Genomic DNA, 12,299 nt, shown 5'->3' with positions numbered 1-12,299 from the left:
CGGCCGTTTTGGACAAGTAATATCTATCTTGTCATCATTGCCCGACTTGTCCCTCAACACTTCAATTTCAGACGCTTCTATGACTTCCGCGCTTTCTCCCGATAATAACAGCGGTATGTTTAGAGAGCCGCAATTCTGAGCTATGGCTCTCTTGTGTTGGGACGCTTGTAGTCAGCTTACTTTTTTATCCGTCCATTCGTTTTTCACTGCCGCTCCTCTGTTCGCTTCCGGTTCTTCCTCCGCCGTTTCCAGTTGATAAGCATCGATGATCGACTGCAGATTCTCGGAGGATGCACTCAAGCTGTCTGCCGAAGAAGATACCGACTGCATCGCCTGCACCTGTTAGGCGCTTTCAAATGGAATAATTTTGTGCACTTAATGCTATGCCTACGATAGATTTTTCCCAGCATTACGAATTAGACAAGTACCTTACAGCAAGTGTCTCACTACTAATTTGCAGAAGAATATCCTTTAGCATACACTGGAGTTGCCTGTGTGTATTCATCCAGATTCGACATTGGTTGCTGCAGGTGTCGATGTAATAAAGTTTTTTTTTAGAGATTCTGACATTGTATAATGAACTTTAAAAAGAAAGTGTGTGCAGAATGACATTAATTTCACTAGAAAAAGTAATGAAACAAGAAGATAATCGTACTGTTCTCAAAAATATCAATTTAGTTATAGACAATAATTCCCGCATTGGGTTAAAAATGTCCCGTGAAGAAAGCGAAGTGCTATTTAAGCTTATATCAGGGGAACTTCTGCCTTCAAGTGGTTATATTGAGAGTGAAACAAAATCAATAGTAACAGAATATAAAGATGATGGCTTATATGAAAATTTAACTGTTCAAAGCTATTTGAGTTTCTTTAAAAAGATTGCAGGCTTTCCCCAACCTTTAGATAATTACATTACATCGTTTTCTATTTTGGATGTTTGGCGGACCAAAATCAACAATTTGACAGACGATCAGAAAAAAAGGATCAGTTTATTCCGCATGGCTCTATTTTCCCCTGAGGTTCTTTTAATTGAAAATCCACTCAGTACTTTAACAGGTGAAGGCATTGAACTTTATTTAAAAGCATTAGAGTTCCTAAATGACAAGAACATTGCCATACTATTCACGTCTAATTCTATAGAAGATTTATTGCTTTTAAGCAACGAGATCTATCGCTATAACCGATCAAGTGGACTAGAAAAAACGGATCTTACAAATCAAGCGGATCCTGCCTCAGAGGAAAAAGATGAGAGTGAAAATTTTATGCCGAACAATGTCTTTAAAGTGACTTGTAAGCTAGCGGATAAGACAATTTTTTTCAGTCCTGATGAAATAGATTTCATTGAAAGTATTAACAGCGTGAGTAATATACATGTTGATGATGAGTGTTTTCCAACAGACCTAACAATGAGTGACCTAGAAGATAAATTACTGAAATTTGGTTTCTTTCGGTGTCACCGTTCATATTTAGTTAATTTGCAGCGTGTGTCTGAATTGATTAGCTATTCAAAAAACAGTTATACATTAATTCTAAAAGGTAATTCAAATGTGAAAATTCCTCTTTCTCGAAATCGCTTGGGTGAAATGAAACAATTAATAGGGTTTTAAAGTACAGTTGAGGTTGAAATGAGTTCATTTCAACCTCTTTTTTGTACATTTGGGCTTTTTTCAGTACTGTTCACCGGATATTTACAACTTTTCTATTGTTTTTTTCTACACTTAGAACAGCGGGACAACATAAAGTTACATTCTAGATGTACTTTTTAAATCCAACTAAAAAGGAGAAAAGACAAATGGAAAAGCAACTAGTAATCCACGTCGAACAGTTATCTAAAAGGTTCAAAAATGAGTCTGCCTTAAAAAATCTTAATTTCTCAGTGCACTCTGGAGAAATATTTGGATTTCTTGGACCCTCAGGTTCAGGAAAAACAACGACTATAAAAATATTGACTGGACAATTAGCACAAACCTCGGGAAGAGCAGTGGTTTTAGGCACCCCAGTTGAACAAATTAATGAAAGTATTTATGAACAAGTAGGCATTGTCACTGACAACAGCGGAATATATGAAAGGATAACTGTGTACAGTAATATGAAATTTTTCGCTAACATCTTAGGTGTAGGGAAAGAACGAATTGACTTCCTTTTAACTAGAGTTGGTTTATTTGAACACAAAGATAAAATTGCAAGTAAATTATCGAAGGGAATGACCCAACGTTTAGTCTTAGCTAGATCTCTTTTGCATAAGCCCAAGGTCCTTTTTTTAGATGAACCTACAAGCGGATTAGACCCAACTACTGCTTTAGCTGTTCATGAACTACTTACCGAGCTAAAAGAGAGTGGAACTGCAATTTTTCTTACTACTCATAATATGGACGAGGCGACGAAACTATGTGATCACGTTGCCCTTCTAAATGATGGCGTAATTGTAGAGAATGGAACTCCTAAAGCTTTAAGTCTCAAGTACAATCTGAATAAGAGCTATCAGATATTATTAAAGGATAAAAAGGAAATCATACTGCCTCACTCTGATGAAACAGGAAAAAAAATAAAGCAGTGGATTGCAAGTGATGAACTTGTAACGATTCATTCAAATGAACCGACACTAGAAAAAGTCTTCATAGAATTGACGGGGAGGAACTTACTGTGAACATTTCATTAAGAAAGATAAAAGCAATCGTAGGAATGAAGTTTCAGACGTTATTAAGTAATACCAGTGTGATGTTAGCCCCCATTCTTGCATTAGGGTTTGTATTTGCTATAAAAAATCTAATGCCGGATTTAGATGTAAGTGAGGAAGGAATTAACTTTTCTACGAATGCATATGCTCTTAGCTTTGGGATTGTTTTTAATATCGCAATAGCTGGTATTTCAATGAGCAGTGGCCCTTTAGCAGAAGAAAAGGAAAAAAACACTTTACGAGTTCTAATGACATCTTCGGTAAACGGCTTAGAGTACTTGATTGGGACTCTTCTACCTCCATTACTTATCCTGATTCTAGTAAATATTCTTATGATACCTGTTAGTGGATCCTCTTTTGGGGATGTCCAATTTGGAAGTTACTTGCTCCTGACAACAGTAGCTAGTTTAATCAGTCTTATAATTGGATATATAATTGGAATCCTTACTAAAAACCAAACACAAACATCCTTATATACAATGCCGATTACGTTACTTTTAACATCAGTACCTGCACTCAAACTGTTCCAAGAAGATTTGTCCGCTATGCTTGACTATACTTACACAGGAGTGTTAACGAATTTTTCCAACAGTATATATTCTGAGATTGGATACCAATGGAACCTAACAGATATTAGTGTGTTGTCCGGGTGGTTCATTATTTCTTTAGTTATCTTTATTTTTGCATACAAGAAAAATGGATTAGATAGTTAACTACTGGAAAATAATAAAATGTATGGAGAAGAAATTAGATTAGGTATCTTAAAATATATAAGGAGTAGTGGTAAATGATGTTCCATAAAAAAGAGAAAAAAGAGAATAAACGTTTTGATGAAAAGTTGATACAAACTTCTCAACAAGGGAGTATGATATCTATATGGGTTGATCGTGAAACAGGTGTTAACTATATTTACACATGGAGTGCGCAAGGATGCACTCTCACCCCTTTATTAGATAAGAATGGTGAAGTTATAGTAGCACAAATAGAAGAAGACAAGTAAAAATTGTACGATTACAGAAATTCTTCATTAAGAAGGATTTCTTTTTCTTTTAGTAAACGCATAGTCGCAAAGTGGTAAATTCAGATGCACTGGCTGGTAAATAGTGTGGCCGAAATCACGATCAAGCTGTTGATTTTTTGTAATTATGCAGATATGGATTAAATCAACGGTTCTACGTCGTCCATTATTCCGTTAGATTCTGTTGAGCTCTTCTCCTTTATATACATAGGGACCGAAATACTGTTCGCCTTCTTCGTATGTATAAGACTCATACCATCCGCCGGCCCCGAGCGTATCCTCATTGATCTGAATCGCATTTCCCAGTATCGATATGCGGGAAATGATTTTCAAGAAACCACCTAAAGGGTATATATGGATCAGGAGGGATTTAATGGTTAAAAAAACGATGAATCTATTCTTGTTGACGGCTGTGCTTTTACTCATTGCTGGATGTCAAAGCTCACAGGAGGAGACAGATCGGCAAACCTCTGAGCCTGTTGAAAATGAAAGTTCGGAATCGCTGGACGGCAGCACAGGAGACGATGTTAAGAGCGAAAATAACGCGGATGATGGGGACGCTGAAAGTATCGACTCCTCAGGTGAAGCTGAAACTTCTAATGATGACGAGAGCAGCACAGACGTTTACAGCGGAGCACAAAAGAATCCTGATTATTTTATTGATACTCAAGTATTCGATGAGGGAAGTCGGTTTTATACAGCATACGCTATACACCGTGATAAGGAAGAAAAACAAGCACTTTCACCTGAAGAACGCCTGGAAATGTCACTTTTAAAGAATGACCCGTCTGAGCAGGATATACTCCGCTCGTACGCTGATCTATCCTTTGAATGGCCGCACCTATACATCCACTTCCATGAAGATGGGAATGAATTATCCACAACCTCTACTCAAAGCACCTTATTCTTCGACGCGTTATATGGGATCAGTGATCTTTATGGAGTTGAAGAGATTACTTTTTTAAACCCTGATGGTGAAAAAGGTTTGACATTAGCTGAGCGATCCGTCGATGAATCGATTGACGTTAAAGATGAAAAAGGTTTAACACGCGGTTACTATACGATTTATGACGAAGCATTAGAAGAAACCCTATTTCTCCCTGGTGGTGAGCTGGAGGAGCAAGTGGTAAATGAAAACGATGAGCCCCTCACTTTTCCAGAGACTATAGATGCGATGGGCACCATAGATCATGCCGATTCGTTTTACTCGTCAGCCATTGTCGAAGGGATACAAATTGTCGACTCTTCCCTGACAAACGGTGTGGCTGCGGTGCAATACACAATGGATGAAGACATGGTAACGGAAGCGGATCAGTCTGTACTTGAGAATGCGATTCAATTGGCGGCGCTTGACTTCCATGCATGGGAAGTTCAAATAATAAATGATACGTTGAAAGAAAGCAGCACCTATCCATTGATAGGTCAGTAACACGAAGCGAAGAACCAGCATAATAGGAGAAAAACTATCAAGGAGTATCCCGTAATGACCTGAAGAATCCTCTCCTGAAGGTACCGTCACCATCCAAAAAACTTAAATCCACATTATCCTAATGAAATCGTTGCTTTTTTGCGGCTGTGCTGAAGCGTAATGTTGATATTACCCATAAGTAAGGACTTCTTATTTTTGTGGAAGTCCTTTTGGCTTATCACGAACATTCCACTCCCATCCTATGAAACAACTCGTTCATGCAAAAACGAACCGTTGTGGTTTTACGATTTAAAAATTGGAAGTCTCCATCCTTCATTAATTACTGCATCCAGTCATCACGATGAGTGTAATAAAGGCTAAAACATGTTTCTTCAAGAAAATACGCCTATCTTTTATCGTTGTTTTCCTTATGTTTAAAAATAACTATGCTGCACTCCTGACACCTCAAGGCTGGATTTTTTTTGACTTTTAACCATGCGTCATCTATTAATGTTTCACTTCCAAAATCAGCAAAGATTGAATCAGGCGAGTCGGACCAGCAAATTCTTCGAGGCGAGAAAATATATCCTTGCTTCAACTCTTTACCACATTCAGGACACCTTACTACATCGTCCATTGTTAGTGACACCACCTTCACCTTAGTGTTTTTATAGAACGTTTCTTATTAAAGAAATTGGATGTAATGATCATCAATAGTCCTGTTACTAACATAGGGATCGATGCAGCCTCTAATAGTTTGGGCATACCATCTAAATCAAAAATCTCACTAAATGCTAGTCCAACAGCGAAAATCCATGTACCTAAGTAAGCAAGCCATTTTCCTTTTTTGGTTTTCCTATTTGAAAACATCCACCTTCTCCTCTCCGCAAGTGCTATTTCCTTTCACATGTTCTAAGCAATTTAATCTGTGATAGGTAATTAAATACATCCTATCAAACTTGCCGTAATTTGGAAATTACAACCATATACATCTAATGAAAAGTGATGGTTCTAATTGAACGACAGCCCCTCCCTATACCTCGAATCCAAAATTCCAGTTTCCCCAGATGCTTTTCTAACCAATGATGAAACTCCTCCTCAAATCACATTACAAAATGTAATTTATAATTGACATTTTGTAATGTATTGAATAATATAAATGTAGGAGGAGGAGAGGATATTTTTTGAAAAACAAAAAAATGAAGATCGCCCGTGTTGAAGCCGATGTTTCTCAAGAAAAATTAGCAGATATTGTAGGGGTTACAAGGCAGACCATTAATTTAATCGAATCTGGAAACTATAACCCGAGTCTGAAATTGTGTACGGCCATATGTAAAGCATTAAATAAAACTTTAGATGATTTATTCTGGGAGGAATGATCAATGCGTGCTGAAAAATTAGTTAAAGAAACTAAATTAACCATTGGTATATCGTTATTTGTCAGCTTAGCCCTGTTTATCACCTGGTTTATTCTCGAAACAACGTCCATTTCTTTTCCTAACAGCAAAGCCTTTTTAGCCTTATCACTTATTCCTCTCAGTGCAGCACTGACTTCCTTCCTTAAACTAATGAAAATAAAAAAGAACCCGAAAATTATTGTATCCGAGACGGATGAGAGACTTGTAGCGGAGAAGAATCAAGCCGATGCAAAAACATTGAAAGTGCTTCAAGGTGTTTTGTTCTTATCCTATTTGGGATACACATTCATCATTCCCGAAGACACATTTAAATCTGTCGGTTGGTGGGTAACGTTAAGTGTACTCCTCTTCTCTTTATTCGCTCCATTGATTTTCCGCCATATCATGAAAGAAACCTGATAAAGCTACCGCCTCTCTCCAATCGTCGAGAAATTCCCCTACGCTGTTACTCACAACATTTAATATTGGATTGAAAAGGGAACCTCATTAAAAATGGGTTCCCTTTTCAATCCAAAAAACATTATTATGAAGTGATTTTCGGCTTTTTATTTAATAATTTTTTTAATATGTTCCGTCCAGCTGACAACGCAAAATATAAAGGAATGGTGACTAGTAATATTAGATAAAAGTCTCGTCCAGCAAGGTAAGTGGAAGAGTGAAGACCTTTTATAAGGAAGTGAGCAAACAGGTAAGAGATAGGCAGTAGAATAATCTTTTCTAGTCCATTTCTTATTTTCTCGTTCTTACGGAATAGGACCAATCCAATTCCACAAATAAGTGAAAAACCTACAGCAAACAACAAATAATAACTTAAAACAACCCGAGGTAACGTCATAACAGAACCATCTGTTATGGGATCCCCATAAATTAAAGTATTTTCACTTCCATCGGTATTGTAATAGTAGACGGAAGCGACCGTTTCCCCATTCGGGTTTAAGACCGTATTTTCTACGTTGTTTCTGCTTATTTTCTGGTGCCAGATCGTTTCCCACGTCGTTATATCATAGACATATCCTGAATTGCCCGCTGCTGGATATTCGGTTACATCAAATCCAGCGACTTCTTCACTAAAATTCAAACGTACAGTTCCGTCATCCTTTTCCATGATTGAAACTGCATCTTCATTATAAGATAGGTATGCCGGCGTTGTCAGATAAGCGATTGTAACCACTGCAAAAACCAATGTTACCATGACTGAAAATATAATCGTCTGCAGCTTTTTCCTTCGCAACGTATTTTGTATGTTCCTTAAGGGAGCTATATCGGTATCTACTGGCGGTTCTTCAAAAGTCCGCATTTCTTCAAGGCGTTTTTTGCAGTTTTCACAAGAAGCTATATGGTCTTCGACTAGATCTCTGGTATCTTGACTTGCCATATCCTCGGCATATAACGGCAGTATATCCCTGATCACATTACAGCTGATCTTCATCGATAATCCTCCAATCGCGCTTTAATCTTTTCTCTAGCGCGGTGATAAGTAACACAAGCCCAGTTATCACTTTTTGCATACAATTTGCCAATTTGCTTAAATGACAGTTCTCCAAATACACGGAGCGTAAAGACCTTTTTGTATGGCTCTTTTAAATTCTGGATAACTTCCTGTATCTTTCCAGACGCTTCTGAAGTGGCTATTTCTTGCTCTACATTGTCTCCGCTGGCTGGTTCTGGAACAGACTCAAGATCTACAAAGCTTTTTTTCTTACGCAAATAAGAGTAGTAACTGTTTTTGGCAATTTGGCATAACCAAACACGGATATCGCTATCCCCTTTGAAACTGTCTAACGATCTTAATGCCTTCATAAAAGTTTCCGAAGTGATATCTTCAGAGATATTCTTATCGCAGGATAAACTATACACATATAAGAATACGTCTTTAAAGTATGTAGGATAAATATCCTCAAGCTGTGTCACCATCTCACCTCCTTACATATAAGACGCGATAAACTCAAATATCTTACAAAAATATAAAAAAAAACCGAACAAAGTACCCCCGGTCCTGTTTCTTCTACCATAATTACTGGGTACTGAATTCTCCACTAATCTGCATACAAAAAACACCCGCCCTTTCTGGAAAAGAGCGAGTGTTTATTAGACATTCCATTCACTTTTTGCGAAGATTTTAAAGCAAAACCGCCTATCGTTAATAGAAGGCATTAAAGGATAACCCCCATACAGAAAGACTTGATATTGAGATATATCATAGCTTTTCTTTTACTTTAGTCTCCATATGTATCGTCTATGCTGCATACTACTTCGTTAGTCTATTTGATTCTTCCCATTCACTTAGATACATTTTCTCTGTCAAATTGTTAGGATTACTAATTTTACAAATGAACTCTAAACTATTTCCATCCGGGTCATTAAAATGTACCTTTGCATGGGCAAACTCTCCATTAGGATTTGGCATCACGAATGGTTCAATAGGATCAAAACCAAAAGCTTTTCTCGGTTTATAACCTTTAGTTTTTAGCCAGTTAACCGAGTTTTTCAAACCATCTAAAGATACTTCAAAAGCTATATGTCTAATTGAAGGATGATACTCTACCTCAACTTTATCGGTTTTCCATAAGCCAACCCAACTTTGGTCTTTTACAATCCATAAGAAAGCTAATCTATCTTCCACTTTATGGTCAAACTTCAACCCTAGTCCTTCATAGAATTCAATCGACTTATTTAAGTCACTTACCGGCAAATGTGCTTCGTATAGACCCTTAATCAATGAAAATACCTCCTATATTTCTTATCTTCACTTGCTTCAAAGCATATTATTAAAGAAAAGCCCCCATTAGCGAAAGACTTGATTTCGAGACTTCTTACACATCTCCTTTATTTTACTCTTAGATCTCGAAAGAATAAAACCTCACCCTATGTAATAAAGGTGAGGCCCAATAACAAATTGATTAAGTATTCTTTTCTACAATATTGATCCTTGGCTCATATTCACATAAAATTTCAAAGGTAGTTTCTGAGGTTGAAATAACATGATGTTGAATACCATAAAGATCTCTACCTGGTCCTGGCTGATCATCATACCAGTCCAGAAATTCAGAATTGGCCATCTTATATAAATACCAACTCTTATCATCTTTCCCGAAATAATTAGTACGTGCTTTAGAAGCTAATTCTAATAATGAACTACTTTTCATCTCATCAGTAAAACGAAAGGCTAAGACAAAGTTACCAAACTCATACTTGTCATAATTAAAATGCATCATAAAATTTTCGTTTTCAACCACAATAACTAGGCCGTCGTTTGTTTCCCCAAATTCCACTTTTTCTAGATAAGCACCATGAATATAGTTCTTAGGGTTCCAAACTTTCATATCTACGTTTGTAATCATTAACATCCCTCTCTATTTGTATCTAATCTTTTCTTTCCCAAACCATAATGAAGGTTCCTGTCCACTGTGACTCTTGTAATACCTAACATTACCTTCTTTTGGGAATTTAACAAATGTAGTAGAACCATCATACTTCACATATTTTTTATAACTAGCACCCGGAGAAACAGTATTCCAAAAATCGCTGTTTGCTCGTGATGATCCACCTGACCTATTATAAATTTTTGTTCCTTTACTTGTTGTATGGCTATATGTACTGCCTGATCTTACAGAACCCCAACCTCTGGGAGAACCTCCCCCACATTCAATAGTAGCTCCTCCCTTTATAGATGAGTGCTCATCTGTGACGATATTACTATCCCTAGTCGTGTCACCCATAGGTGAAGGTTCACCAATACTCCACCCACCATAACACATTGCACTTACGTTTTTAGCACCGAGCAAAAGAGGTGTTAAAGCCAATAAAAGCAAAAGAAATGTAAAAATCAACTTTTTCATAATGATTTATTCCTCCAAATAAATTATTCAAGTTACTGAAGGTAAACTCCTTTAACCTCCTTAGATTTTTTATCGCTCTTAAATTCTAGTAACTTTTTATTGTATACTTTAGAACTAGTATTATTACATAAAAAGGTACATAACTTAGGAAATGTTAATCTAAATTAGCTCTTTAGAACATAATTTCGTTATAAACATTCCCAATTTTTATTTCAAACTGGAAAATTTCCCCTTCTATAGAGCGATGAGAAGTTTTTTCCCGATCACGTATAGTTAATCCAATATTTCTTATACAATGCTTCCCGTAGGAAAAAAGCGATTGCCCGTAATGAACAATCGCCCCCTATAAAGGAAGATTCGAAACAAAGATTATTCTCCCAGTTGTCGCAAATATTTTTTAGAAATTCCGCTGTTATATTCTAAGATGAGTACAGGAGATTTCTCTTTTGTTTTATAGATTTCAGTACCGATAGGCGCTTTCGTTGACATTCCTTTTTTAACTTCTCCTATTTTTTCTCCTTTTTCATAATCTTTTTCTTCTATCCAATCTGCGCCATTCTGGTATTCATATACTGCTCCATCTTTTAGTTCAACAAGGTCAGAATCAGGATTCATTTTTAACACTTGGCTTCTTGATAACAAACCGCCTTCACCAGCCCCCGGGTGACATCCAGATACAATAAAGATAAGAAATGTGAAACTTACCACTAATATTCTCAATTGTGAGCCCCCAGTATGATTAGTTATAGTGAAAAAATCTTAAACCTCAACAAATCAAACCAAACGAATTTACATTTATAAACTTTATTGATGTAAATTCCTTCCCCACCCCATTACACCTTTAAAGATATATGCATTATTTCAAAATTAACAAAATTAAACAAACTACTTTTTAAGTTAAATTATAGTTAATATCTCGAATTCAAGTCTTCCGCTAACCTGCCCGTTTCTTTAAGACTTGAACCCAAGATATCTATGCCATCTACGATCTCTTATACGTCCAAAATATACGAAGTAACACAACGACAAGGGATAAAGGAATGCTCCACAATATTTGATAACTCCCTAACATATACATGAACAATACGGGCATCAATACAACCGCATAAATGCCCCATCGCTGTTTATGAGTGGAAAGATAATATCCGACGAAAGCTGTGACCAATGCCGGAAAGAGAACGAGGGACAGAAAAGACATAGTCATAGTGAACCTCCTTTTTTATGGCATCAAATCTTCCTGAAGTTTCCTTTTTATACTATGTATGTAGGAATAGATTCCTTATCCTTCCGCAGCATTAAAAAGCTGCCAGGGCGTAGCCCACGAACATGAAGATAAGGAAACGGAAGGTCATGATACTGTTCAAGACGATTCCAAGCCGGCTGCCGCCAAGTATTCCGAATACGACACCGATCGGATTGATGATGAACGTTCCCATCCAGAATCCGTAACCATAGTTTAATAGAAAGTTCGGCAGCCATAAGGCGGCGCCTAAACATGCACAAAGAATCGACAACAGCTGCCAGCGACTTTCTTTATCTACCGGGATGACACGATGCAACATAATTCCTCCTTCTTATGTAAAAAAATAAATAGTAATCGATGTCAGGATGACGGCTCGTACGCTTTTCCCTTTATTGTTTCGCCACGCACCGACAGCCGTCGTGATCCCGCTTATAGCGAGCAGGGCGATGCCGATCCGGTTGATAAGTGGAACGGAACCTGTCTGCCCGAGCGACGCAAGGAATCCTCCGACGACGAGAAAGCCGATGGTAACGATATAGGACGGCGAAGTTATCTCCTCTCTCGCTTCCTTTCGCTCCTCCGGCTCCATCTTGACGTACGTCATCCCGACGGCGCTGCCCATCGATCCCCACATGATGGCGAAGGGTATCCAAGCATCTAACACCTCGACGTTCATTGTTACCCTCCTTCGTTGATTTC

20 protein-coding genes are annotated in these 12,299 nt (G+C 37.5%); 7 read left to right on the top strand and 13 right to left on the bottom strand.

Annotated features, from left to right (window positions below; genetic code table 11):
* Positions 1-171: 171 nt before the first annotated feature.
* Positions 172-330 (bottom strand): hypothetical protein, encoded by a 159-nt coding sequence (locus M662_RS07410; RefSeq protein ID WP_162129283.1) that lies wholly within the window; start codon positions 328-330, stop codon positions 172-174.
* Between the two features lie 275 nt (positions 331-605).
* Between M662_RS07410 and M662_RS07405 the strand changes: the two genes are divergently transcribed.
* From M662_RS07405 to M662_RS07390, 4 genes are all read left to right on the top strand, one after another.
* The gene (locus M662_RS07405; RefSeq protein ID WP_026578539.1) at positions 606-1,604 is read left to right on the top strand and encodes a LytTR family transcriptional regulator DNA-binding domain-containing protein; all 999 of its coding nucleotides are present in this window, start codon (positions 606-608) and stop codon (positions 1,602-1,604) included.
* A gap of 185 nt (positions 1,605-1,789) precedes the next feature.
* Positions 1,790-2,644, top strand: coding sequence for an ABC transporter ATP-binding protein (locus M662_RS07400; protein WP_026578538.1), 855 nt, complete (start codon positions 1,790-1,792; stop codon positions 2,642-2,644).
* A complete protein-coding gene (locus tag M662_RS07395; RefSeq protein WP_026578537.1) occupies positions 2,641-3,387 on the top strand; it encodes an ABC transporter permease in 747 nt (248 codons plus the stop codon). Before M662_RS07400 ends, M662_RS07395 begins: the two co-directional genes overlap by 4 nt.
* A gap of 74 nt (positions 3,388-3,461) precedes the next feature.
* The gene (locus M662_RS07390; protein WP_051348966.1) at positions 3,462-3,674 is read left to right on the top strand and encodes a DUF6440 family protein; all 213 of its coding nucleotides are present in this window, start codon (positions 3,462-3,464) and stop codon (positions 3,672-3,674) included.
* A 192-nt stretch (positions 3,675-3,866) separates the two neighbouring features.
* Here the strand turns inward: M662_RS07390 and M662_RS07385 are convergent, their stop codons facing one another.
* Positions 3,867-4,025: a hypothetical protein gene (locus tag M662_RS07385; protein WP_162129282.1), complete on the bottom strand. Its 159-nt coding sequence runs from the start codon at positions 4,023-4,025 to the stop codon at positions 3,867-3,869.
* Positions 4,026-4,065: 40 nt separating this feature from the next.
* On the opposite strand from M662_RS07385, the gene M662_RS07380 reads away from it, so the two are divergent.
* Positions 4,066-5,121 (top strand): hypothetical protein, encoded by a 1,056-nt coding sequence (locus M662_RS07380; RefSeq protein WP_026578535.1) that lies wholly within the window; start codon positions 4,066-4,068, stop codon positions 5,119-5,121.
* A gap of 385 nt (positions 5,122-5,506) precedes the next feature.
* Here the strand turns inward: M662_RS07380 and M662_RS19545 are convergent, their stop codons facing one another.
* Both M662_RS19545 and M662_RS07375 read right to left on the bottom strand, forming a co-directional pair.
* Positions 5,507-5,737 carry a PF20097 family protein gene (locus tag M662_RS19545; protein ID WP_008640250.1) on the bottom strand — a complete coding sequence of 77 codons (231 nt, stop codon included), beginning with the start codon at positions 5,735-5,737 and terminating at the stop codon, positions 5,507-5,509.
* A 17-nt stretch (positions 5,738-5,754) separates the two neighbouring features.
* Positions 5,755-5,970 carry a hypothetical protein gene (locus M662_RS07375; RefSeq protein ID WP_008640248.1) on the bottom strand — a complete coding sequence of 72 codons (216 nt, stop codon included), beginning with the start codon at positions 5,968-5,970 and terminating at the stop codon, positions 5,755-5,757.
* 314 nt (positions 5,971-6,284) lie between these two features.
* On the opposite strand from M662_RS07375, the gene M662_RS07370 reads away from it, so the two are divergent.
* A complete protein-coding gene (locus tag M662_RS07370; RefSeq protein ID WP_008640246.1) occupies positions 6,285-6,479 on the top strand; it encodes a helix-turn-helix transcriptional regulator in 195 nt (64 codons plus the stop codon).
* A gap of 3 nt (positions 6,480-6,482) precedes the next feature.
* On the top strand, positions 6,483-6,917 hold the full coding sequence (locus M662_RS07365; protein WP_008640244.1) for a hypothetical protein: 435 nt from the start codon (positions 6,483-6,485) through the stop codon (positions 6,915-6,917).
* 124 nt (positions 6,918-7,041) lie between these two features.
* Here the strand turns inward: M662_RS07365 and M662_RS07360 are convergent, their stop codons facing one another.
* From M662_RS07360 to M662_RS07320, 9 genes are all read right to left on the bottom strand, one after another.
* Positions 7,042-7,947 (bottom strand): zf-HC2 domain-containing protein, encoded by a 906-nt coding sequence (locus M662_RS07360; protein WP_008640525.1) that lies wholly within the window; start codon positions 7,945-7,947, stop codon positions 7,042-7,044.
* Complete coding sequence (locus tag M662_RS07355; RefSeq protein ID WP_081694931.1) at positions 7,944-8,432, bottom strand: RNA polymerase sigma factor; 489 nt, start codon at positions 8,430-8,432, stop codon at positions 7,944-7,946. Before M662_RS07355 ends, M662_RS07360 begins: the two co-directional genes overlap by 4 nt.
* Positions 8,433-8,766: 334 nt before the next feature.
* The gene (locus tag M662_RS07350; RefSeq protein ID WP_008640522.1) at positions 8,767-9,237 is read right to left on the bottom strand and encodes a VOC family protein; all 471 of its coding nucleotides are present in this window, start codon (positions 9,235-9,237) and stop codon (positions 8,767-8,769) included.
* Between the two features lie 181 nt (positions 9,238-9,418).
* The gene (locus tag M662_RS07345) at positions 9,419-9,859 is read right to left on the bottom strand and encodes a hypothetical protein (protein WP_008640519.1); all 441 of its coding nucleotides are present in this window, start codon (positions 9,857-9,859) and stop codon (positions 9,419-9,421) included.
* Positions 9,860-9,871: 12 nt separating this feature from the next.
* Positions 9,872-10,357, bottom strand: coding sequence for a hypothetical protein (locus tag M662_RS07340; RefSeq protein WP_008640518.1), 486 nt, complete (start codon positions 10,355-10,357; stop codon positions 9,872-9,874).
* Between the two features lie 369 nt (positions 10,358-10,726).
* Positions 10,727-11,077: a hypothetical protein gene (locus M662_RS07335; RefSeq protein WP_026578533.1), complete on the bottom strand. Its 351-nt coding sequence runs from the start codon at positions 11,075-11,077 to the stop codon at positions 10,727-10,729.
* A gap of 262 nt (positions 11,078-11,339) precedes the next feature.
* The gene (locus M662_RS07330) at positions 11,340-11,561 is read right to left on the bottom strand and encodes a hypothetical protein (protein ID WP_026578532.1); all 222 of its coding nucleotides are present in this window, start codon (positions 11,559-11,561) and stop codon (positions 11,340-11,342) included.
* Between the two features lie 91 nt (positions 11,562-11,652).
* Entirely contained in the window at positions 11,653-11,919 is a 267-nt protein-coding gene (locus M662_RS07325) for a hypothetical protein (protein ID WP_008637526.1), read from the bottom strand.
* A 12-nt stretch (positions 11,920-11,931) separates the two neighbouring features.
* The gene (locus tag M662_RS07320) at positions 11,932-12,276 is read right to left on the bottom strand and encodes a hypothetical protein (RefSeq protein WP_008637524.1); all 345 of its coding nucleotides are present in this window, start codon (positions 12,274-12,276) and stop codon (positions 11,932-11,934) included.
* Positions 12,277-12,299 lie beyond the last annotated feature (23 nt).

Origin of the sequence: Bacillus sp. SB49 (genome assembly GCF_000469135.2) — a bacterium.
GTDB lineage: Bacteria > Bacillota > Bacilli > Bacillales > Halobacillaceae > Halobacillus.
The sequence above is the reverse complement of the archived record's forward strand: the minus strand, read 5'-3'. Positions and strand labels throughout refer to the sequence as shown.

What these genes read in the sequence shown, in the direction of transcription:
- M662_RS07345 (WP_008640519.1), bottom strand. Translation starts at nt 9,859, where the DNA reads ATGATTACAAACGTAGATATGAAAGTTTGGAACCCTAAGAACTATATT.
- M662_RS07330 (WP_026578532.1), bottom strand. Translation starts at nt 11,561, where the DNA reads ATGACTATGTCTTTTCTGTCCCTCGTTCTCTTTCCGGCATTGGTCACA.
- M662_RS07355 (WP_081694931.1), bottom strand. Translation starts at nt 8,432, where the DNA reads ATGGTGACACAGCTTGAGGATATTTATCCTACATACTTTAAAGACGTA.
- M662_RS07380 (WP_026578535.1), top strand. Translation starts at nt 4,066, where the DNA reads ATGGTTAAAAAAACGATGAATCTATTCTTGTTGACGGCTGTGCTTTTA.
- M662_RS07410 (WP_162129283.1), bottom strand. Translation starts at nt 330, where the DNA reads ATGCAGTCGGTATCTTCTTCGGCAGACAGCTTGAGTGCATCCTCCGAG.
- M662_RS07365 (WP_008640244.1), top strand. Translation starts at nt 6,483, where the DNA reads ATGCGTGCTGAAAAATTAGTTAAAGAAACTAAATTAACCATTGGTATA.
- M662_RS19545 (WP_008640250.1), bottom strand. Translation starts at nt 5,737, where the DNA reads ATGGACGATGTAGTAAGGTGTCCTGAATGTGGTAAAGAGTTGAAGCAA.
- M662_RS07340 (WP_008640518.1), bottom strand. Translation starts at nt 10,357, where the DNA reads ATGAAAAAGTTGATTTTTACATTTCTTTTGCTTTTATTGGCTTTAACA.
- M662_RS07400 (WP_026578538.1), top strand. Translation starts at nt 1,790, where the DNA reads ATGGAAAAGCAACTAGTAATCCACGTCGAACAGTTATCTAAAAGGTTC.
- M662_RS07390 (WP_051348966.1), top strand. Translation starts at nt 3,462, where the DNA reads ATGATGTTCCATAAAAAAGAGAAAAAAGAGAATAAACGTTTTGATGAA.
- M662_RS07360 (WP_008640525.1), bottom strand. Translation starts at nt 7,947, where the DNA reads ATGAAGATCAGCTGTAATGTGATCAGGGATATACTGCCGTTATATGCC.
- M662_RS07325 (WP_008637526.1), bottom strand. Translation starts at nt 11,919, where the DNA reads ATGTTGCATCGTGTCATCCCGGTAGATAAAGAAAGTCGCTGGCAGCTG.
- M662_RS07320 (WP_008637524.1), bottom strand. Translation starts at nt 12,276, where the DNA reads ATGAACGTCGAGGTGTTAGATGCTTGGATACCCTTCGCCATCATGTGG.
- M662_RS07375 (WP_008640248.1), bottom strand. Translation starts at nt 5,970, where the DNA reads ATGTTTTCAAATAGGAAAACCAAAAAAGGAAAATGGCTTGCTTACTTA.
- M662_RS07405 (WP_026578539.1), top strand. Translation starts at nt 606, where the DNA reads ATGACATTAATTTCACTAGAAAAAGTAATGAAACAAGAAGATAATCGT.